Genomic DNA, 21,098 nt, shown 5'->3' with positions numbered 1-21,098 from the left:
CGGAGATGGAGCGGGCGGTCTATTTCTTCGGCAGCGGCACGGCAGACGGCGACGGCACGATGAAAGCGTTGCTCGGCGGCAAGGGCGCGGGCCTCGCCGAGATGACGCGTCTCGGTTTGCCCGTGCCTCCGGGCTTCACGATGACCACGGCGGAGTGCATCCGCTTCTACAACGAAGGCCGCGTCCTGCGGCCGGAGCTGCAGGCGCAAGCCCTCGAGGCCTTGAAGCGCGTCGGCACCATCCTGGGGCGGACGTTCGGCGACGTGAAGGCACCGCTCTTGGTTTCGGTGCGTTCCGGCGCCCGGGCTTCCATGCCTGGCATGATGGACACCATCCTCAACCTCGGTCTCAACGACGAGACCGTGCGCGGCCTCATCGACATGACCGGGAACCCGCGCTTCGGCTGGGACAGCTACCGTCGCTTCCTGCAGATGTTCGGCGACGTGGTGCTCGAGGTGCCGCACGAGGATTTCGAGCAGCTCCTGGGGGATCTCAAGCGCCAGCGCGGCGTGAAGCTGGACACGGAGCTCACGGCGGAGGACCTGCAGCATCTCACCCGACTCTACAAGGAGCGGGTGCTGCAGCGGACCGGTTCGCCCTTTCCCTCCAATCCGGAAGAGCAGCTCTGGGCCGCCATCCGCGCCGTGTTCGCCTCCTGGTACAACGACCGCGCCATGTCCTACCGGCGCCTCAACCGCATCCCGCACGACTGGGGTACGGCTGCCAACGTCCAGGCCATGGTTTTCGGCAACATGGGCGAGGACTCCGCCACCGGTGTCGCCTTCACCCGCGATCCGAGCACCGGGGAGAACCAGTTCTACGGCGAGTACCTCACCAACGCCCAGGGTGAAGACGTGGTGGCCGGCATCCGTACCCCCTTCCCCCTGACGCAAGCGCAGGCGCACGAGGAAGGCCAGCTCGCCCTGGAAGAGGTGATGCCGAAAGCTTTTGCGGAATTATGCAGTTACCGCGACAAGCTCGAGCGTCACTACAAGGACATGCTGGATCTCGAGTTCACCGTGGAGCGCGGCAAACTCTGGATGCTGCAGACGCGCTCCGGGAAGCGCACCGGCCTCGCCGCGGTCCGCATCGCTGCCGACCTGGTGCGAGAGGGATTGCTCCAGGAACGGGAGGCCCTGCTGCGTGTCGACGCGGAGACGCACCTGGTGCAGCTGCTCCACCCGCGCATCGATCCGGCGGCGCGCGCCACGCTCCTCGCCAAGGGCTTGAACGCTTCACCCGGGGCGGCTTCCGGAGCCATCGTCTTCGACGCCGACGCCGCGGTGGAGGCGACCGCGGCGGGCAAAGCGGTGCTGCTGGTGCGCACCGAGACCAGCCCGGAGGACATCGAGGGGATGGCGGTCGCTCGAGGCATCCTCACCGCCCGCGGCGGCCGCACCTCGCACGCCGCCGTGGTGGCGCGCGGCATGGGCCGGGTCTGCGTGGCCGGCTGCGGCGCCCTCAGCGTCGACGCCGCCGCCGGGACCGCCACTTTCGCGACCCGGAACGGCCCGCGGGTGTTCCGCGCTGGCGACGTGCTGACGCTGGATGGCACCTTGGGCAACGTCTACGAAGGCACGGTGCCGACGGTGGAGCCCGAACTTTCCGGCGATTACGAGCTGGTCATGACCTGGGCGGACAAGTACCGCCGCATGCGCGTGCGCACCAACGCCGACACGCCGAAAGATGCGGAGGCCGCCCGCAAACTCGGCGCCGAGGGCATCGGTCTCTGCCGGACGGAGCACATGTTCTTCGGTGAGGAACGTTTGCCCTGGGTGCGCAAGATGATCTTGGCCAAGGACGCCACCGAGCGCCGGGAGGCGTTGGCGCGTCTGAAGCCCATGCAGCGCAGCGATTTCGTCGGCATCTTCGAAGCCATGGACGGGTTGCCAGTCACCATCCGGCTCCTCGACCCGCCGCTGCACGAGTTCGTGCCGCACACCCAGCCGGAGGCGGAGTCCCTGGCGCGCGAGCTCGGGATGCCGGCTGCCGATGTCTGGCGCCGGAGCGAGAGCCTGCGGGAGATGAACCCCATGCTCGGCCACCGCGGTGCCCGGCTCGGGATCACCTTCCCCGAGATCTACGAGATGCAAGCAGAAGCAATCCTCGAGGCTGCCCTCGAGGTGTCGCGCCGCGGCATCCGCGCCGTGCCGGAGATCATGCTGCCCCTCATCGGCATCACCGAGGAGTACCGGCGACTGGAGCTGCTGGTGCGCGAGGTGGCCGAGCGCCTCTTCGCCGGGACGCAGCCGGTGCCGTTCCTCGTCGGCACGATGATCGAGGTGCCCCGGGCGGTGCTGGTGGCGGACCGCATCGCCGAATACGCCGAGTTCTTCAGCTTCGGAACCAACGATCTCACCCAGCTCGTCTACGGCTACAGCCGCGACGACGCCGAGGTCTTCCTGCCCACCTACGTCGAGCAGGGCTTCCTGCCGCGGAATCCCTTCGAGAGCCTCGACATCCAAGGCGTCGGCGCCATGGTGCGCTTGGCCACGGAACGCGGGCGCGCGGCGCGGCCGCAGCTCAAGGTGGGTGTCTGCGGCGAGCACGGCGGCGACCCGCCCTCGGTGGAGTTCTTCCATTCCGTGGGGCTGGACTACGTGAGTTGCTCGCCTTTCCGCGTGCCCGTGGCGCGACTCGCGGCGGCGCAAGCGACGGTACGGGAAGCGTGAGCGCCCGGCCGCAAGCCTCTCTGCAGGGAGATCTCGCGCGCTTCGCGCCGGAGATCGTGCTGCAGATCCTGGCGCTCGTCCGCGCCGATGGAGTGCTCGTGCTGCAGAGCGCCGGGGCGCGCGGTGAGGTTTTTCTCCGCGGCGGCAAGATCGTGGCGGCCCAGCTCGGCTCGGGCCGGGGCCAGCGCCGTCGCGCGGCGACAACTCCCGGAGCCGGCCGCGGCCGCGGCCGCAGTCGCAGCGCGGTGGCGCCGCCGGAACCGCCGGCGTTGCCGGAACCGGTGCGCGATACCGTGGCCCGGGTCCTCGCCTGGCGGCAAGGCGGGTTCTCTTTCCGGCACGGCGCGACGGCCGAGGTGGAAGGCGCGCCTCTCGAGGTCGAGGGGCTGCTCCTCGAGTGCATGACGCAGATGGATCGGGTGCGGGGTGGTGTGGCAGGCGAGCAGGGCAGGTAGAAGCGCGGCGCTCGGTGTCGCCCTCGCCGTGCTCTGCTCGGGTACGGCGGCGGAAGCGCGCTCGGCCGCCGACCTGTCGACCACGCTGGTCGTCGACGGCGTCTTGAGCGGCTGGGATCCGCTCGACGCGGTCTTCCGCACTTGCTCCACGGCGGTCGTCGATTCCTGCAGCGCCGAGGAAGAACCTGCCGACGATTCTGCCTGGTCCAGCCGCCAGGAGCTCCTGCAGATCCTCGTCACCTGGGATGCGGCGCGCCTCTACGTCGCGGTGACCGGCAGCCTCGGCGGCCACGCCCTGCTCGTCTTCCTGGACCATCGATCCGGCGGCTTGGAAGACATGAGCAGCGTCGAGAGCTGGCGGCGCGCGCTGCACTTCGGGCCGGAGCTCCGGCCCGACCTCGTCCTCGCTTTGCGCGAGGGACAGGCGGTGCCGGAGCTGTGGCGTGTCGCCGGGCGCGAGGCGCTGCAGCGCCTGGGCACGGAGCACTACGAAGCGCGCTCGAGCTTCGCCTTGGGTGCGGAGACGGGCACCGTCGAGGCGGCGATTCCGTGGACGGAGCTCTTCCCCGAGGCCCCCTTCGCCATCAACCCGGACAGCCTGGGGCCGGAGGGGCCGATGTTCGTCCTGCCGGCGACGGCGGCAGCGCAGGGGTTGCGCCTGGCCGCTGCGCTCGTGCACCGAGAGGACGGACTGGGTGCTGCCGACGTGGCCCCTGATCCCAGCGCGGCTCTTTCCCTCGACGCCACGCTCTCGGTGAACATCGATCGCGCCGCGCGGGTGGACTGGAGCACCGCGGGTCCGCCGCACTTCGTCCGCTTCGGTTTCGCGCTGCAGGAACAGTCGGCGCCACGTTTCGTTCCCGATGCCCCAGCGACGGCGCCGCCGGCGGGCGCCTTCGAGGTGGACCTCGTCACCTTCCGCGATGGCGATCCCTCCCAGGCGCCGACGCGCTTGGTCGTGCCGGACCGCGATCTCGCCGTTGCCTTCGCGCTCCGCCCGCGCGGTACCGTCCCCGCCGTCCTCTACGTGACCTCGGTGATCTCGACCTTGCAGGGCGAGCGCATCGTCGAGCTGCTGCAGGATGAACCGGTGACCTGCTCCGGGAGCGGCGTCGATTGCAGCACTGTGCCTTCGCGCTGGCGCTGGGACGGGCGCGATGCCGCGGGCCACCCCGTTCGCGGTGGCTACTATGTCTTGCGCCTCACCGCCGGCACCAGCCCGGGAACGCAAACGGTGCGGGCGCAGCGCACCCTCGCGGTGGTGCATTGATGCGCCGGCTGGGGCGAAGAATCGCCGCGGCGCGGCGACAGCTATCCCGTCGCGCCGGGCGCAGAGGGTGTTGGCTCCGCGCCCAGGTCTCGGGGCGGCGTCGGCTTCTCGCCCGCGCCGGCATCTGCGTTGGTCTCCTGCTTGCCGCCGTTCCTGCCGCCGCCTTCTTCGACTGGCATCGCGTCGGCACGCGAGCCCTGGCGCTGGGCGACAACTTCGTCTCGGTCGCCGACGATGCCTCGGCGCTTTACTGGAATCCGGCCGGGCTCGTCCGTGTCCCGCAGCATCAGGCACTCTTCACCGTGGAACGGGCCCCGGATCTCGAGGGCTTGCAACATCTCTTCGCCGGCACCGTGCTGCACACGCGTTTCCTTTCCGCCGGCGCGGGTTGGAGCGCCACCCGTCTCGAAGGCACACTCCGGGAAGATCTCTTCGCCGTCTCCATCTCGCGCCATCTGGTGCGGCGTACCCTCGGTGCCTTCATCGCCGCCGGGGCGACGTTGAAGGTGGCGCGCGTCGGTGTGGATGGGGCCGAAGCGGCGGCCTTCGGCGGCTCTGCACCGTCCGAGACCCACCTCACCGGCGACTTGGGTCTGCTCCTCGCCCCCATTCCGAACGTCACCCTGGGGGCGAGCGTGCGGAACCTGGGCCGGCCGCGCTTCGACCTGGTCCCGGGAGGCTCGGTGACGGCTCTCGAGTCGGAGTACGAATGGGGCGTTACGCTGCGTATCCGGCCCGAAGCGCAACTCCACTTCACCCGCAGCGAGTGGGCCGGACAACCGACGGAGAGCCGCTTTGGCGCCGAGCTCCACGTCGGCAGCAGCCTCGACCTCCGCTTCGGTGTTTCGCGCCAGGCGGTCTCCACCGGTCTCGGCGTCCGTTGGCGGCAATTCCGCCTCGAACCGAGCTTCCGCATGCAGCGAGAACTGGGCCTCGTGACGCGCGTCGGCCTCTTGGTCGGCTTCGGGGCGTTGCGCGGCGAGGCGGGGGACGGCTTCGATGCCTACTAGGAAGGGAAGACGTCACCTCGGGGCCGCGCCCGCTTGGGCGCTCGGGCTCGGACTCGGGCTCCTGCCGGCACGCTCCGCGGCGGAGCTGCAGCTCGGCGGCAGCCTCGGATTCGGCATGACGCTGCGCAAGCAAGCCGGCGTTTTCGCCTGGGACTGGGATTCGGCGCGGGAGGACACGACGCTGGCGGAGCTCAAGCTGCGCTATGCGCCGCTCGCTGGTCTCGACGCTTTCGTGCGCTTCGGGGCCCGTCTCGATGCCGCCTTTCAGGATGAAGAAGCACCGAAGTTCGAGCTGCGCGAGGCCTCGCTCCTCTTCGCCCGCGCCGTGCGTGGCGACAGCCTCGGGCTCCGGCTCTTCGCCCGCCAGCCCGGCTCGCTCTGGTTGGATCATGGCCTCGGCGCTCCGGTGTCGCCTCTCGCTCTGGGCGAGGACGTCCAGGGCCTGCGCGCCGGACTGCAGGGCAAGAACGGCCTGCTCTTGCTCCTCGCCGCCGACGGCAGCGGCTCCTTTTCCGGCGCCGAGGGCGCGGACGAGCGCTTGCTCCTGCTCCGCTTCCGTGGCGACAAGAGCGGCAGGCTCGGCCTGCGCATCGGCGGCACCTTCTTGCGCCACGATCCGGCGATGGATCCCCAAGGGGCGGGTGTGGTGCGCCGCGATCAACTGGGTGTCGATGTGCGCGCCTTCGTGGGTGGGGTGCTGGCGCAAGCGGACTACTCCGTGCTCACCACGGAGGCGTTCTTTCCTCCGGCCTTGGGCACGAGCCCGCCGACGGAGTCCGCGAGCTTCGGCGCCTCCGGTGGACCCTTGACCGAGGAAATGTCCGAGAAAGCGGCGCTACGCGCCGAGCTGCGCGCCCCGCGTCTCGGGAACACGCGGTGGGGTTGGGTGGGGTTCGCGCCGTCCTACCGCGCCATCGGGGCCGAGCACGAAGAGGCGCTGCTCCACCCCGGACCCGAGCCGGGAAGTCCGCGACGCGGTCTCGAAGGCCATCGGCTGGAAGCCTGGTACGAGCTGCCGCAGTGGCCTGTGTGGCTGCGCTATGCCTACGATCGCGAGGTGCAGTTCCGCGACGCCTCCCGGCGTGTCCTCCGCCAGGAGAGCGAAATCGAGGCTCCGCTCTTGCAGGACGTGGGCGGCCGCGTGCTCTACACGCAGTCGCGGGTGCGCGACGAAACGGACGGCAACGAGGAGCACTTCAACGATCTCCTCCTCGAGCTGCGCGCTGCGGACGGACCGACGCGTCTCCGGGCACAGTGGGCCGCCTTCTCTCTCGACACGCCGGAGCGACGCGACGCCTTTATCCTCGAGGGCGGCCTCCGGCTGTCGTCGCGCCTGCAGACCCTCGCCCGCGCCACCTGGGCCCGCGTTCCGGACCGCCTGCACCGCTCCTTTTTCGTCGCCGTGCAGTACTGGCACTTGCCTCACTTCGAGATGGCGCTGCAGTACGGCCCCGATTGGATCGGAGACCGCTCCGATCCGGCGCTCGATGCCGACGTGTTGACTGCAGATCTCCGTGACGTCTTGCGACTGCACCTGAGGGGGTGGTTCTAATCCGTTCTCATGTCTTGATTTCAGCGCTCGAGACGGGGCCCGGTAACGGGCGCGAACGCCCTCGCCGCAGGCGACACCCCGCTGCGTTCGGCCCCATCCTCCGCGTCTGCTTGCTTCTCTGTCTTTGCCTCCCCAGCGCCACGCAGGGGCGCCCGACGAGCGGCGATGGCGTGGTGCGCTTCGTCTATACCGGCCCTCCGGCCCAGGCGGTGTTTCTCGTCGGCGACTTCAACGGCTGGAGTCCTACCGCGACTCCCCTCGATCTGGAGGCGGACGGCACTTGGGCGGCCTCTGTCTTCCTCGACCCCGGGACGTACGAGTACAAGTTCTACGTCGACAACGAGTGGAAGCTCGACCCTGACAACCCGGATGTGTCGGAGAATGGCAACTCCATGGTGCGCGTCGGTGCCGGCGGCGCGGTGCTGCCCCTGGGCGCCCCGGGGGAAAGCGAAACGACGAGCACCGGGGGCAAGAACGAGATCCGCTGGCTCCTCCGCTATCTGGGCTTCATCACCATGCGGCGGCAGCCGGAGCTCGGGCGCTGGGACCTGGAACGCCCGCTGCACGACGTGGACCTGCGGCTCGAGGTGGACATCGGGGAGGATGTCACCGGCTGGTTCCTCACCAACTTCAACAATCGGGAAGAGGGTGAGCCGCTGTCGCGCACCAGCCTGCGCTACGACCGCGGTCTCATGCTCTGGCGCCCGGAGGCGTTCGAAGTCCGCCTCTTCGACAACACCAACGTGACGGATTTCGAGGATCCAGGGTCGCTGGTGGGGAAGATCGGCATCTATGACGACAGCTTCGGGTACGAGCGGCGAGGGGTCCTGCTGCGGCGTCCGCTCTTGGGCGCGCCGTTCGAGTTCTTCTACTCCGACAACACCGAGGCCGCGACCGACAGCAGCCTCACGCTTCAACTCCCGGATCTGGAGACCCCGCCACCGGCAGGGACGGCCTTCGCGACCTACAGCGCCGTGGACACCCGGCGCAACGGTGACACCTTCGCCATCCGCCTGCGTGCCGGCTCGGAGGCGCGCGGTCTCGGCCTCGCCTACCGGCTGGACCGCGGCGTTTTCCCCGGGCTGCTGAGCGAAGGCGTGGTGCAGGCGGACGCGGGCGGTGCCTTCGCGAGCGGGCGGCAGGTGGAGACGGTGGAGCGCTGGAGCGCTTGGAACGCGGACCTGCGTCTGCCCTTCGCCGGCTTGCACTGGGTGGCGGAGTACATGAGCGCCGATCGGCGGGCCGAGGCGGAGCGCCAGCAGGTGCTCGAGGAAGCACGCTTCGATAGCACCACCGGCGCGGTGCAAGCCAGCTTCGGGCCGCAGACGGCGGCGGAGGGCAGCTTCGACCTCGACGAGAGCCGGCGCGTCGTGTTCACCGTGTCTCCCGCCATCGAACGGCGCGATTTCCGGCCGAGCCTGCGCTACGACTACGAGGAGCACGACTACGACGCCCTGGTGACGGGAACGCCGATCCTCATCCGCCGTCACGGGGCGAGCTTGGGGCTGGAGGGGCGCCTCGCCGGCATGCGCCTGCAGCTCGACCTCGCCCAGGACTGGTACGACTATCCCGCTGGTTCCACCTGGGAGACGCAGTTCTGGTTCCGCCGGCACAATCTCTGGCTCGACGAGAGCAAGGCCGGCTACGAGCGCTTCGTTCTTCTCGGACTGGACGAGGCGGCCACGGCGTCCCTCGAAGCCTCGCGGCAACTGTGGTCGGCGCGACACTTGGATGCGTCGCTGCGCTGCACCGCCTCGAGCCCCGGGTTCGACCAGGCGCCGCGCTACGTGGAAACCGTTCTTCGCTTCGGCATCGACGTCGCGGGGCCGCTGCGCTTGCAGACCCATTCGCGCTTCGCCACCTTCCGGCGCTTCGAGACCAGCGACCCCGGCATCGTGGCGTCTCTCGGTCCGGGGCCGCACTTCGAGGCCGGCGCTCTGGCGGTGAACGACATCCCCGGCGCCACCCACGACTATCGCACGCTCTCCGCTCACTTCGTGGAGCTCGTCTACCAGATCTCGGAGCGGTCCGACATCTCTCTGGGCTTCGGTGTCGACCCGTACGTGGTCTACGAAGTGCGGAACACGTATATGGATATCGGCTGGGATCAGTTCTTGTTCGATGACGGCGCGTCCCCTGGGGCGGCCTTCACCGACCCGGTCGGTCTCGGGGACCGCATGGAGCGCGCCGAGCACGACCTGCAGCTGGAACGCCGGCTCACGGTCGAGGCGCGGATCCAGTTCTGATGCCGCGCTTCGAGGAGGTGCGTATGCAGCCCGCTCGCTCCGGGCCCCGGCGGAGGCGAGGCCGCGCCTGGCGACACGGCGGGATGCCAGCCCGCAGTGCCGTTGCGGCTGCAGGGGCGCTGTCACTCGTTCACCTAGGGTTCGTTCTCGCGCTCTGCTGGAGCAGCGCCTGTCTGCCGCGGCCCTCGGCACCGCGCTCTCCCGAGATCGCTTCCGGGACCGTGACCTTCCGCTACCGCGACCCGTCGGCACAGGTGGTGCAGGTGGCGGGGAGCTGGGCGACGAACCTGGCGCTCCGTGGCCGCGACTGGACGAGCGGCACGAGAGTGGGCCTGATGGAACGGGACGAAGAGGGTCTCTGGACGTTGCAGGTCGACCTCGGTCCCGGCCGTTACGAATACCTGTTTTTGGTGGATGGCCACTTCTGGATGCTCGATCCGAGCAATCCGCAGCGCGTCGCCGACGATCAGGGCAGCTTCGTCTCGCTACTCGTCGTCCCCTGACCTCTAGCTCCGAGCGCTGCTTGTAGCGCCACCCGCCGTCACCGGCTCGCCGCCGGCGTACGCAGCGAACAGATGCCCCCAGCCCGTCTCGCGCAGCCAGCGTTCGAAGACGCGCCGGTCCCGGGCCGGCCAGCGGTAGAAGTCGTGGTAGGCCTCGGAACCCAGAATAAAGAGGTTCACGAGCGGTGTGCGGAAGAAGAAGTTCTGCACCCCTCGGAGCGGTCCGAACCAGAGCAGGTCGCCGACGCGGCTCGCGCCGTTGTCGCCGACGCGGAAGCCCCAATTCTCTTGGCTCACGTCGACACCCACGACCTCGATCTCCGTCGTGCGGCCGACCCCAAGCCCGCTCTCGTGGCCGAGGCGGATGTAGTCGATCGACATCGGGTCGAAGCCCATCATCTTGGCGGAGACGGCGTCGACCGCCACCTGGTCGGCGCTCGCCAGCATGAAGTTCTTCACCACCGGGAACATTGTCCGCGGCCCGGGACCGTTCCCGGCCGTGGTGCCATCCACGACCGCGAAGAGGCCGGGATGGATCTCCTTCTGGATCGCGAGCAGGTCCACCAGAGTGGCGTGGATCCAGCTGTGCGTGTAGTGCCGCTTGGTGTTCAGAAGTCCGCCGAAGGCGTTCTTCATCGCTCCGGTCGTCGTCGTATAGATGTGGCAGTTGTGCAGGACCAGGCCGTTGCCCACGAACGATTCCGCTTCGGGAACGGTCAGGTCATACAGATCGATCTGTGATCCGTCGATTTCGCGCACCTCGGCCACGCTGTCCCAGGCCAGATCCGGACTCGCAAGGGCATTCATGTCAGCCAACGTATCGGAGAATCTACTGTTCTTGTCGTGTCGAGCGAGGCTTTCCAGAATCGTAAGCGCAACTCGGGGCGTGGGTCGACCATGAGCATTCTCCACCATGTTGATCGACGAGGAGACTCCGGTCGCGGCCTGTGTCATACGCAGTCCTTCGCGAACCCCTCGAACCGAGCCCGGGTCCAAAGGCACGACGTCCCAGGTTGTCTGGCGCTTCCCCGAGAGAAAACGCTTCGCCTGGTCCTCGAAGCGGTTGGCCTTCCGCGGGTGTCGCAAGTGCAAATGTCTCTGCAGCCGAGCCATGCTTTCCCCGCGCACACTCACCTGATAGTACGTGCGCGGGGCCGACCAACCGGGAAGAGCTTGCAGAATCTCTCTGCCAAACGCCACGGCGCCCAGCCTCGCGAAGAGCACTTGGAGGTCCATGGCGAGGCGCCTGCTTTTGGTGGTCGCAGTGACCTCGGCTTGCCGGCTGCTGACGAACCCGTCTCCATCGAGGTAGGCCGAAAGGAAGGAGGCAACCTGGTCGTCGGGACAGCGGAACAGGTGCTCGGGAACCTGCTTATTGTTCGCCTTCAACGGCAGGGGCAGCCCCAACTCCCCCAGGAACAGAGCTAGATTCCGGCTGTAAATGTGCATCCCGGGGTTGCTGCGATGTGCCTTCGGCGTCATTCCGAAGAGATCAGTCGAGAGGTGGGTGAAATCGTGACGGATGCGCGGATCGCAATTCGACCACCAGAGTTTGTAACTGCCCCGCGCACCTTGTTCGATGCAACCCTCGGCAATGAAATAACCGATCCAGCGCCAGAATTCCGAGGAAGTGGATCGAGGAATCCGAGGGCGGGCGACATTGCGGCGAAGCACTACTTCGTGCCGTCTTAGAATGCTCTGCACCGTCTGCCAGCGAATATTCTTGGCCGAGGCGATCGCGGTCACGGTTTCGCCAACGGCGTAGCGATCTAGAATCTCCTGGCAGAACTCTTCGGAGTATTTCCGTCCGGCCCGGGCCTTCTTGGGGAAGGGTTGGATGGCGGCGTGGGTTTGCGGCAACGGCTGCGACCTTCCTCGGACATCCAGATGCCTTCCGATCGCGACATGCTCGCCCGCCGCGAGGTTTCCTAGCCGCCGCCAGCCTTGAGGAGTCCAGAAAAGGTGATCTTCTGTCGCCAGGACTGTCCGGCCAGAGCGTGTTCGAAGTGCGAGGACCTTTCTGGCTTGGCGCTGTGTGCGCCAGAGCCAGGACGCCCGGAACGGCCTGATTCGCCCCTGGGCATCCATGGCCAATACGGATACTTGGGTTCGGCACCTGAGATCCCCATCGACCTCGACCACACCCCCCGCAGCGACGGCCTGTTGAAACAGGTCGCGGATCGTGGCTCGGGTGCCGTCGCCCCGAATGATCTCCGTGTCGCCGGCCACGCACTTCGTGGTCGGCAAGTGAACGATGTTCTTGCCGACGAAGTAATCCGGAATGCGGATGCCCTCGGGATAGATCTTGTCGAGGACGAGCATCTTGGCCTTCGGCCGGTACTCGATCCACTTCATGTCCTCGTCACGAAAGTTGTAGAGCACGGGAACGCCGTAGCGGCGGAAGATGGGGACATAGTGATTGAGGTCCTCGCCCTTGAAGGCGTTGGTCACCACCGTCTTGTTCTGCACCGCAGCGAGGTCGGCGAAGCCGGCCTTGCGCAGCGCCAGGATCGTTCCTTCCAGCTGCCAGGGGGTGGTGTTGGCCGCCGGAAACGGGAAGTGCCAGGAGATGTTGTCCTTGAGGATGGTGGTGGCGGACGGGTCCATGGCTTGGCGTACCCCGGCCAGGTCGAGGAGCCGGTCGATGTCGTCCAGGATGGTTTCGGGTGTGACGCGCAGGACCGCCACGCGGGGCTTCGTTGCCATGTTGCCACGCAGTATACCAGCCGCCAGCCACCGACGACGAGCGTCACAAGACGGTGGCGGACACGGTGCAGAGCGTAGCGACGAGGGGACTCATGACTGCTGGCGGGCAGCGGTGATTATGGCACCAGCCGAGGCGCCGACTGCTCGGGATCAGACCGCTCGAGTCCGCACGCATCCATCTCCGCGCAGGGTCAGGGTGCAAGGATTCCGGCTCCGCGCCTGGCAACGACGAGGCGCACTTCGTGCATGCCTGTTGCGGGCGCCCAAGGAGCGAGGATTCCGGCGCGCGGCGCATTCGTGCCCATGATCCAGACGAATGCCCCTGGACCGAACCTTGCTCCGCCAGGATGACTACGCTTTCGAGGAGGTGGGCATGCGTTCGCTCGAGTACAACGTGGAGAAGGTCGGTGCGAACCGAAACATCGCCGTCCTCTCCCTGGACGGATACGTCGATAGCGCGACCTCTCTGAACATGGACGAAGCCATCGACTCGATCCTGCGCCAAGGGGTCTATCGCGTCATCGTCGACCTGACCAAGGTGGGCTACATCAGCTCCGCCGGCTGGGGTGTCTTCATCAGCAAGATCAAGGACATCCGTGAGAACGGCGGCGGCTTGAAGATCGCCGGCATGCGTCCCGATGTGCGCGATGTCTTCGATCTCCTGGGCTTCGGCCACATCATCGACGCCCACGAGAGCGTGGACGAGGCGCTCTCCGCCTTCGAGGGCGGGCCGGCGAAGGTACAGAAGAGCACCCGGCGCGAAGAACTCCCTACCGGCGGCAAGCGCAACCCGTGAACGCTGCCGGCTCGCCGCCGGCCGCCGCCAGCGCCACCTCGGATCGTCTTCCTTCCCGCGTCGAGCGCCCCTGGCGTTCGGGCACCCCGCATGCTCCCTGTCTCTTCCGGAACTCCGGCGCTTGCCCAGGGGTAGGTGCATGGAGTCCACTGGGGTGGTCGCGCCGGCCGGCGCAAGGGGAGCGAGGAGCGTAGGTTGCCGCTCGTGGCCATGCTGCACTGGAGCTTCGGTAGCCTCTGGCCGCTCCTGCTCTTGCCAGGTGCTCTGGCCCTCGCCTGGTTCGGGACCCGATCCACCACGCCGCCGCTCGAGGGCCGTTCGCGGGCCCTCTTCGTCACCCTCCGCACCCTTTCCTTTTTCGTTCTCCTCCTCGTACTCGCCAGCCCGGTCGTGGACCGCGTGCGGCGCGAGCCCCGTCCGCCGAAGGTCGCCGTCCTCGTGGACGAGTCGGCCAGCATGTCCGTCGTCGACCCCGGCTCCGTGGCAGCGCAGCGCACCCGGAGCTCCCGGGCGCAGGCGGCGATCGGCAGCCTGTGGGAGGAATTGCGGCGCGCCGATGTGCAGGTCGAGGTGGTTCCCTTCGCGGGCCGAGCGGAAGCGGCGCTGCAACCGGGGAGCTATTTGGAGTCGTCGCGGGAAGCCGGTGGCGGCGCCACGGACGTGGTAGGCCCCTTGCGCGACACGGCGGACCGGCTGGCCGGCGAGAACCTCCAGGCTCTGGTACTCGTCTCCGACGGCCGCCCGACGCGAGGTGGCATGGATGCCGGCGGCGTCGCCGGTCTCGGGCGGCCGGTGTTCGTCCTCGGCGTCGGCGACACGCTCCGCGCCGCCGATCTCGCCATCGACCGCTGCGACTACGCGCCGATCGCCTACGTGGAGAGTGAAGCCCTGCTGCAGGTCCGGGTGGAGAACTCCGGTTTCCGCGGCAAGAGCGTGCCGTTGCGTCTCTTCGAAGGGGACCGCGAGATCTTCCGCCAGGAATTGCACTTCGAGCAGGATCACGGCCGCACCCAGGTGGAGATTCCGCTGCCGCTGCACGAGCCTGGACGCAAGCGCTTTCGTCTCGTCCTGGAGCCGCAAGAGGGCGAGCAGAGCAAGAGCAACAACGCCCGCGAGATCCGCATCGAGGTGCTGAAGAACCGCTTGCGCGTCCTTTTCCTCGCCGCCGCGCCCGATTGGGACGTGGCGTACTTGGCCCGCACGCTCCGCGACGATCCGAGCGTCGATCTCACGCTGGTGCATGCGGACGAGAAGGGGAATCTGATCCGCAGCGAAGACGGCAAGCGCTTCCTCCTGCCTCTCGAGGCGACGGCGCTGCAGGAATACGACCTCTTCATCCTCGGCGCGCCGGGTGCGGCGGTGCCGCCGACCTTCTACGCCGGCTTGGTGCGCGCGGTGGAGCGCGGCCACGGCCTTCTCGTTCTCGCGGGAAGGGAGAGTATCTACACGGTTTCCGGCGCCTTCGAGGCGCTCGCCGACGCGCTGCCGCTGCAACGTTCCGGGCGGCAGCCGCTGCGCTACGCGGTGCAAGCACCGCGGCTCACACCGCAGGGGCGCTTGCACCCGGTGACGGCGCCGCTCGCCGAAAGCGCCGACGCCGAGGGCCTCATGGCGCAGGTACCGCCGCTGCTCGGCCGCCACGCGGAGCTGCGTCCCAAGCCCGGTGCCCTGGTGCTCCTCGCGACCGACGAGCCGCAATCACCCCCGGTGCTCGCCGTCGGCCGCTACGGCAGCGGTCGCACCGGCGCCTGGGCGGCCTTTCCGTTCTGGCGCTGGGGCTTCCACGAGAACGAACCATTGCGCCGGACGCTGGGCCAGGTGGTCTCGCACCTGGTGCGCTGGTTGACGCAACCGCAGGACGTGAAGCCCGTGCAGGTGCAAACGTCGAAGCCCGTGTACGAGGGCGGCGAGAGCGTGGACTTCGTCGCCCAGGTCCTGGACGCGCAGCTCCAGCCCGTCCCCGACGCCGAGGTGCGGCTCGAGATCCGCCGCCGGGACGGCAACCGCGAAACGGCGGCGACGCTGCTCCTCGAACGTCGCGCCGGGAAGCCCGGCGAATACTTCGGCAGCCGCGCCGGCCTGGCTCCGGGGGAATACGACACCGAGGCCGTGGCCACCATGCAGGGCGCCGAAGCCGGGCGTGACACGACGGAGTTCACCGTGGAGACGTATTCCGTCGAGTTCGCCAACACCAGCCAGGATGTCGACTTCCTCCGCGAGCTCGCGGCCCGCACCGGGGGACGCTACGCCGCTCTCGAGGACGCCGCGTCGATGGCACGCGACCTGCCACGCAACCCGCTACCCGTCCTCCTGCACAGCGAGATCGAGGTGTGGAACTCGGCCTGGCTGTTCTTCGCCTTCGTGATCTTCCTGGCCGCCGAGTGGCTGCTCCGCAAGCGGCGCGGCATGCTGTAGCGGTCGGCGGGGCATGCCGTCCCGGGTGCACGGCATGCCGTAGGCCTCCTCGCGATTCTCCCGCGACGTGCCCCTGTTTCCGACCCTCGGCGTTCTGGCGACGCTCGTCGTCAACGAAGTGCTCTACGATCCCGCCGGCGCCGACGGCGGCAAGGAATACGTCGAGGTGCTCAACCTCTCGACCGCGGCCTTGCCACTCGCCGGCTTGGAACTTCAGGTAGGCGACGGGGCGCGCGCGGGCAGCTGGCGGACGGTCTGGCGCGCCAGCGGCGACAGCCTCGGGCCGCAGGCCTTGCTCGTCATTGGCGGCGACAGTGTCGCGGTGCGTACGGCGACATTGGAAGCGAGCCTGCAGAACGGCCCCGATGCGGTGCGGCTCTGGCAGCAGGGCCGGAGCCTCGATCTGCTGGGTTACGGCGCGCACACGTTTCCCGAGTACTACGAGGGCGCTCCCGCCCCCGACGTGTCCGGTGCCAGCCTGGCCCGGTTTCCCGACGGTGTCGACACCGAGGTCAACGCCGCCGACTTCCGCGGCGCCACACCCACACCGGGGCGGCGCAACGCCGCCCGGCGCGCCTTCGCCGTCCGCCTCGTGCCACCGGCTCCAGCGCGACTCTGGCCTTTCCGGCCGGTGGAAGTGCTGGCGCAGGTGCGGAACACCGGCATCGAAACCCTGGCCTCCGGGAGTTACAGCGTCGAGGGTCGGCTCCTCCCCGTCCGAGGCGAACCGTATCTCGACGCTGTGGTCCTCGGGCCAGCGCAGGCTCTCACGGTGCGCGGTGCGAGCCCGGCGCTCGCTCCGGGGGACAGCACCAGCCAGGCGCTCTCCTGGAGCGGCGAGCTGGGTCTTTTTCGGCTCGAAGTCCTCCTGCACGGCGCCGATGAGGACAGCACGGACCACGCGGCTTCGCTGTGGCTCCGCTTCGGAGGCGGGCCGGTTCTCATCCAGGAGATCCTCTTCGCGCCCAGTGCAGGGGCACCCGAATGGATCGAGGTGGGGAACCGTGACGGCCGGCCGCACGATCTCGCGGGCTGGACGCTGGCGGATGCCACCGGACATCCGGTGAGTTTGCGTGCTTCGCGCCCCCTCGCTCCGGGCGAACGCGCCATTCTCGCTGCGGATTCGACGAGCGCCATCCCTGGGCTCGCGGAAACAGTGCTTCGCGTCGCCGTTTCCCCCTGGCCGTCGCTCAACAACACCGACGACGACACGGGCTTCGCGGACGTGCTCGTGCTGCGCGACCGGACGGGACTCGTGCAAGACGCCGTGACCTACAGCGCCGCCTGGGGGAGCGAGCGCGGTCGCAGCCTGGAACGCTTGACCGCCGATCCCGATGCGCGCGGCCTGCTTTGGGCTCCGTGCAAGGACCGTAGTGGCTCGACGCCGGGTCGGGAGAACAGCGCCAGCGCGCCCCCGGGCTGGAGCACCGAGCTCGTCCTGCAGCCCAACCCCTTCTCTCCCGACGGCGATGGGCAGGAAGACTTGCTTGCCGTCGCCTTTGAAGTGCCGGCTTCGCACACCGGTTTCCAGCTCGCGCTGTTCGACACGAGTGGCCGGCGACGGCGGCTGTTGGCGGGGGATCGTCTCGGGCCGGGGCCGCGACGGTTCGTGTGGGACGGCAACGACGACGCGGGCCGGAGTCTCGAGACAGGCGTCTATGTGCTGCGGCTCGAGCTCGTAGGTGGGCCGAGTGCGACACAATTGCGCACCATCGGCTTGGTGCGGCGTTGAGAATGCCCGCGAGCATCGGATGGCGTCTCGAGTCACGGAATGGCGACCGCTGCAGCGGCTGCTGGCGCAAAGCGCCGTCGGCGTGGATGCCGTTGCTCTCTCTGCTCGGTGCGGCCGCCGTCTCTCTGCCCTCCGCGCTCGCCGCCTGGGAGGGCGCTGACGCGCGCTCCCTCGCCCTCGGCGGCATCTCCATGCTCCACCGCCTCGAGCTCTCCCCGGGAGCTCTCGTGGCTCCAGGATGGGCGGCGCAAGCGGGTTCCACCTGGGAATTCCTCGGCAGCAGCCTGGTGGAGCAGCGGGCGAGTTTCCGCTCTGGGGGAGCGCATCGGGCCTGGGCGCTCGCCTGCGTGCAGGAACGGAGCGATGTGCATCGCGATACCAGAGCCTCGCTGGCGTTGCAGGCAGGGAGCCGCGCCTGGCGGGCTGGCCTCGCTCTCGGTGTTCGAGAGCACCGCTTTGCGCGCTACGACGCTTGGCACGACGCGGAGGCCAGGCTCGGGCTCGGCGCACGTTGGGGTGGGCGCTTGCGCCTGGCCTGCATGGGCGGAAGCGATCTCAGCGCGCTCGCACCGAGCGTGGCCGTGGCGGCAGCCTGCGCCCTGCAGGCGGGATTGCAAGTGCAGGTGCAGCTGGAGCGCCATCCCGGCCTGCCGGTGCAGACGCGTGCCGCCCTCCTTTGGGGCGACGAATCCAGTTTCGCTGTGCTCTGCGGTTACGACGTGGCGACGGAGGCGGCGAGCGGCGGCCTCGTCGCCGGCGTGGGGCCCTGGCGACTCCACTATGGGACCGTCGCGCATCCCGAACTCGGTTGGAGCCACGCGTGGACGCTCGAATGCGCCCGCTGAAACCAGTGCTCGGGGTCGCCGTTTTCGCCTGCATGGGCTGCGCTGGGGCGCATCCCGTGGTCGAAGCGGAGCTGGCGGTGCGAACGCCGCCGGATTCCTCCCTTCTGGGCGCCATCCTCACCGTCCACGACCAGGCAGCGGAGGAGAGTTTCGACCCGGCGACGCTGTCCGCTCTCGACCAACTTCTCCTCGAGCCGATGGATCTGAACCGCGGCGCGTTGACACCGCTCCTCGCCTTGCCGTGGCTGTCACCGGCGCACCTCGAAGCGCTGCAGCAGGCGCGACCCTTGGCGAACTGGGACGCACTGGCCCGCCTGCCGGGGTGGGATGCGGATCTCGTCGAGCGCTTGCGTCCCTTCGTGCGCATCCCCGCCTCGGGGCCGTCGTGGCATACGCAGGTGCGCAGTCTCGTCGCTCCCAACAAACGCGAGATCTTGCTGCGGGCCGAGTCAGCGCACCTGCGCGGCGGGTTCCGCTCCGATCCCGAGTCGCGGGCACTGGCCGGCGGCTTCATCGCCCTCGAATCGCCGCGATTCGACCTCGTGGCCGGCGATTTCCGGGTCGGTCACGCCCAAGGACTCTTGTGGTGGAGCAGCGCCGCTGACGTCGGCGCGTCCAGTGCACCCTTGCGGCGGGGTCGAGGCGCCTGGGGCAGCGACGCCGCGACGACATCGCGCGGGCTGCGTGGTGCCGCCACGACCTTGCGCTGGTCGGCGCTGCGTCTCGTTCTCGCCCGGGGCGAAGGTGACGGCGCCCAGCGGACGGGCGCGCTCGCCCGGCTCGCCCTCGGACGCGGACAGGGACTGAGCGCCGGTTGGCTCGCGTCGGGTGACCGGCAGTGGACGAGCCTCGCTTGGTCCGTCGACACGCCGCGAACACACGTCGAAGCCGAGGTCGCCCCTGGCGATGGTGCCTGGGGAGCCGCTCTCGCCGCGGAGCGGCGCTGGTCCCGGGCGCGCCTCGCCGGGCGTTTGCAAGCGACACCTGCAGCAAGGCTCGCCCCTCTGGCGGGTGTCACCGCCAGCACGGGTCGCACGGAGGCGCGCCAGGCGTTTCTGCAGGGTGGCGTCCGCTGGGGCGGCGCGCGCTGGGAATTGGCGCTCGGTCGCACCACACGGAGCGATTCGTTGGGGACACAGAGGCAGACCTTCGAGCAGCGTCTCTCGGCCCTCTGGCAGTTCCAGGCGGAGAGCTTCGAGCTGCGTCTCCACCAGCGACGCGTGCGGATCGCTGCCTTGGAGGTAGAAAACCCGGCGTTGGTAGAAACGGAGCGGGACCGCGGTCTCGTGCTTCGCCTCGTCCGTCGTCTCGACACTCGGACCAGCCTCGCCGTGGATTACCGGGCGGCAGAGAACGCCGCTGCGGGAGATCTCGCCACCGGGAGTGCCTGGCAGGCACATTTCGAGCACCGGCGCGGCGTGTTCCAAGTGCAAGCAGCGCTGACCAGTTTCAGCGCTCCGCGTGGCGTCGCCGCTCCCACCGTCCCCGAGCCCGGGATCGGTGCCGGCTTCGTGTCGCGGCGGCTCACGGGTGATGGCCTGCGCGGCGCTCTGGCGCTCCGCCTACAGACTCATGGTTTCGCCTGGGGTGTGCGCTGCGCCCGCACCTTCGCTGGAGACCGGCCTGAACGCCTGGATTGGGCCCTCCTCGGACGCCTGCAAATCCCTTGAAGCGGACGGCCCAAGTCCTTTGTTTGACTGGGACTTGGCTATACGCTAGCTTCCCCGAGGGAAGAAGCACGAGGTGCCCCGTGCCACGCACGCTGATCGCCAACGCGCGCCTACTCACCCTGCATCCGGGCGCGCCTTTCCTCGCCGCGGCGAGCCTCGTCCTCGACGACGGGATCGTCGCCGCCGTTCTCGACGATCCGGAGCCCCGCGATGTCCATGCGGAAAGAATCGATGCCGCCGGCGGCCTCGTCTTCCCCGGCCTGATCAACGCCCACACGCACTGCTACAGCAGTCTGGCCCGCGGCATGGATGCTGGCGCCGCGGCAATCGACTTCGCTGCCTTGTTGGAGACGCTCTGGTGGCGCCTCGACGCTTGCCTCGAAGCGGAGGACGTGCAGCTCTCCGCCATGCTGGCGGCGCGAGACAGCTTGCGGCTTGGGGTCACGACGCTCTTCGATCATCACGCCAGCTATGGTTGCATCGCCGGCTCGCTGGAGCAGGTCGCCTCGGGCCTGGAGCAGGTGGGAGTCCGCAGCGTCGTCTGCTTCGAAATCTCCGATCGCGCTGGCAAGGAAGCGGCGCGGCAGGCCTTGGCTGAGAACGTGCGCCAAGCCGAGACCGGCTGGAGCCCGCCTTTCCGCTTGGGCACGATGCTCGGCCTGCATGCTTCCTTCACTCTCTCCGATGCCACCCTGGAAGAAGCCGCGGCTGTGGCCCGGACGCACGGCCTCGCCGTGCACGTGCACGGGGCCGAGGACGGCGTCGATCGAGTGTCCGGGGCCAGACAAGGTACGGGCGTGGTCGAGCGCCTCACACGTTTCGGACTCCTCGAACCTGGCGCCATCGTGGCGCACGGGGTGCACCTGGACGCGGCGGAGATTCGCGCCCTCGCGGCGCAGGGCGTCGCCATCGCCCACAATGCGCGCTCGAACATGAACAACGGCGTCGGCCGCGCCGATCCCGGAGCGATGGCTCGTGCGGGTGCTCAGGTAGTGCTCGGCACCGACGCTTACGGCGCCGGACTGCTGGCGGAAGCGCGCGCGGCGATCCTGCTGCAACGCCAGCAGCCGCGTCTCGGCAGCGGCGACGTCATCGCCGAGTGCTTGTTGCAGGGAAATCCGAGCTTGGCGGCGGGACGGTTGCCACTCCTCGGGCGGATTCTTCCGGGAGCGCCGGCGGACGTCGTGGTGACGCGGTATGTCCCGCCGACACCGTGCACCGAGGCG

General features: G+C 68.9%; 14 protein-coding genes. 13 read left to right on the top strand and 1 reads right to left on the bottom strand.

Features of this window, described 5'->3' with window-relative positions:
- Window positions 1-5: 5 nt before the first annotated feature.
- The 7 genes from ppdK to VFE28_04275 all read left to right on the top strand — a co-directional run bounded on the left by ppdK (window position 6) and on the right by VFE28_04275 (window position 9,708).
- Window positions 6-2,672, top strand: coding sequence for a pyruvate, phosphate dikinase (gene ppdK / locus VFE28_04305; protein HZM15204.1), 2,667 nt, complete (start codon window positions 6-8; stop codon window positions 2,670-2,672).
- On the top strand, window positions 2,669-3,127 hold the full coding sequence (locus tag VFE28_04300) for a DUF4388 domain-containing protein (GenBank protein ID HZM15203.1): 459 nt from the start codon (window positions 2,669-2,671) through the stop codon (window positions 3,125-3,127). The genes ppdK and VFE28_04300 overlap by 4 nt, the downstream gene beginning before the upstream one ends.
- A complete protein-coding gene (locus VFE28_04295; protein ID HZM15202.1) occupies window positions 3,099-4,397 on the top strand; it encodes a hypothetical protein in 1,299 nt (432 codons plus the stop codon). Before VFE28_04300 ends, VFE28_04295 begins: the two co-directional genes overlap by 29 nt.
- Window positions 4,397-5,407: a hypothetical protein gene (locus VFE28_04290; GenBank protein HZM15201.1), complete on the top strand. Its 1,011-nt coding sequence runs from the start codon at window positions 4,397-4,399 to the stop codon at window positions 5,405-5,407. The genes VFE28_04295 and VFE28_04290 overlap by 1 nt, the downstream gene beginning before the upstream one ends.
- Entirely contained in the window at window positions 5,397-6,959 is a 1,563-nt protein-coding gene (locus VFE28_04285) for a hypothetical protein (protein HZM15200.1), read from the top strand. Before VFE28_04290 ends, VFE28_04285 begins: the two co-directional genes overlap by 11 nt.
- Window positions 6,960-7,129: 170 nt before the next feature.
- Complete coding sequence (locus tag VFE28_04280; protein ID HZM15199.1) at window positions 7,130-9,205, top strand: glycogen-binding domain-containing protein; 2,076 nt, start codon at window positions 7,130-7,132, stop codon at window positions 9,203-9,205.
- Window positions 9,206-9,288: 83 nt separating this feature from the next.
- The gene (locus VFE28_04275; protein HZM15198.1) at window positions 9,289-9,708 is read left to right on the top strand and encodes a glycogen-binding domain-containing protein; all 420 of its coding nucleotides are present in this window, start codon (window positions 9,289-9,291) and stop codon (window positions 9,706-9,708) included.
- Window positions 9,709-9,711: 3 nt separating this feature from the next.
- On the opposite strand, the gene VFE28_04270 is transcribed toward VFE28_04275, so the two are convergent.
- The gene (locus VFE28_04270; protein ID HZM15197.1) at window positions 9,712-12,159 is read right to left on the bottom strand and encodes an LAGLIDADG family homing endonuclease; all 2,448 of its coding nucleotides are present in this window, start codon (window positions 12,157-12,159) and stop codon (window positions 9,712-9,714) included.
- Window positions 12,160-12,787: 628 nt separating this feature from the next.
- Here VFE28_04270 and VFE28_04265 point away from each other — a divergent pair.
- From VFE28_04265 to VFE28_04240, 6 genes are all read left to right on the top strand, one after another.
- On the top strand, window positions 12,788-13,210 hold the full coding sequence (locus tag VFE28_04265) for an STAS domain-containing protein (protein HZM15196.1): 423 nt from the start codon (window positions 12,788-12,790) through the stop codon (window positions 13,208-13,210).
- A 195-nt stretch (window positions 13,211-13,405) separates the two neighbouring features.
- A complete protein-coding gene (locus tag VFE28_04260) occupies window positions 13,406-15,625 on the top strand; it encodes a hypothetical protein (protein HZM15195.1) in 2,220 nt (739 codons plus the stop codon).
- Between the two features lie 67 nt (window positions 15,626-15,692).
- Window positions 15,693-17,357 (top strand): lamin tail domain-containing protein, encoded by a 1,665-nt coding sequence (locus VFE28_04255; GenBank protein HZM15194.1) that lies wholly within the window; start codon window positions 15,693-15,695, stop codon window positions 17,355-17,357.
- Window positions 17,358-17,359: 2 nt separating this feature from the next.
- Window positions 17,360-18,202: a hypothetical protein gene (locus VFE28_04250; protein ID HZM15193.1), complete on the top strand. Its 843-nt coding sequence runs from the start codon at window positions 17,360-17,362 to the stop codon at window positions 18,200-18,202.
- Window positions 18,190-19,872, top strand: a complete 1,683-nt coding sequence (locus tag VFE28_04245) for a hypothetical protein (GenBank protein ID HZM15192.1) — start codon at window positions 18,190-18,192, stop codon at window positions 19,870-19,872. Before VFE28_04250 ends, VFE28_04245 begins: the two co-directional genes overlap by 13 nt.
- An 80-nt stretch (window positions 19,873-19,952) precedes the next feature.
- A partial coding sequence (locus tag VFE28_04240) for an amidohydrolase family protein (protein ID HZM15191.1) occupies window positions 19,953-21,098 on the top strand: 1,146 nt, incomplete at its 3' end.

It is taken from the genome of Candidatus Krumholzibacteriia bacterium (genome assembly GCA_035649275.1).
Classification (GTDB): Bacteria; Krumholzibacteriota; Krumholzibacteriia.
Note: the sequence above shows the minus strand (reverse complement) of the source record. Positions and strands in the feature narration are given on the sequence as shown.

Excerpts from the sequence above, each read along its gene's own strand:
- ppdK (HZM15204.1), top strand. The coding sequence starts at position 6 with ATGGAGCGGGCGGTCTATTTCTTCGGCAGCGGCACGGCAGACGGCGAC.
- VFE28_04275 (HZM15198.1), top strand. The coding sequence starts at position 9,289 with ATGCCAGCCCGCAGTGCCGTTGCGGCTGCAGGGGCGCTGTCACTCGTT.
- VFE28_04285 (HZM15200.1), top strand. The coding sequence starts at position 5,397 with ATGCCTACTAGGAAGGGAAGACGTCACCTCGGGGCCGCGCCCGCTTGG.
- VFE28_04265 (HZM15196.1), top strand. The coding sequence starts at position 12,788 with ATGCGTTCGCTCGAGTACAACGTGGAGAAGGTCGGTGCGAACCGAAAC.
- VFE28_04245 (HZM15192.1), top strand. The coding sequence starts at position 18,190 with ATGCGCCCGCTGAAACCAGTGCTCGGGGTCGCCGTTTTCGCCTGCATG.
- VFE28_04250 (HZM15193.1), top strand. The coding sequence starts at position 17,360 with ATGCCCGCGAGCATCGGATGGCGTCTCGAGTCACGGAATGGCGACCGC.
- VFE28_04290 (HZM15201.1), top strand. The coding sequence starts at position 4,397 with ATGCGCCGGCTGGGGCGAAGAATCGCCGCGGCGCGGCGACAGCTATCC.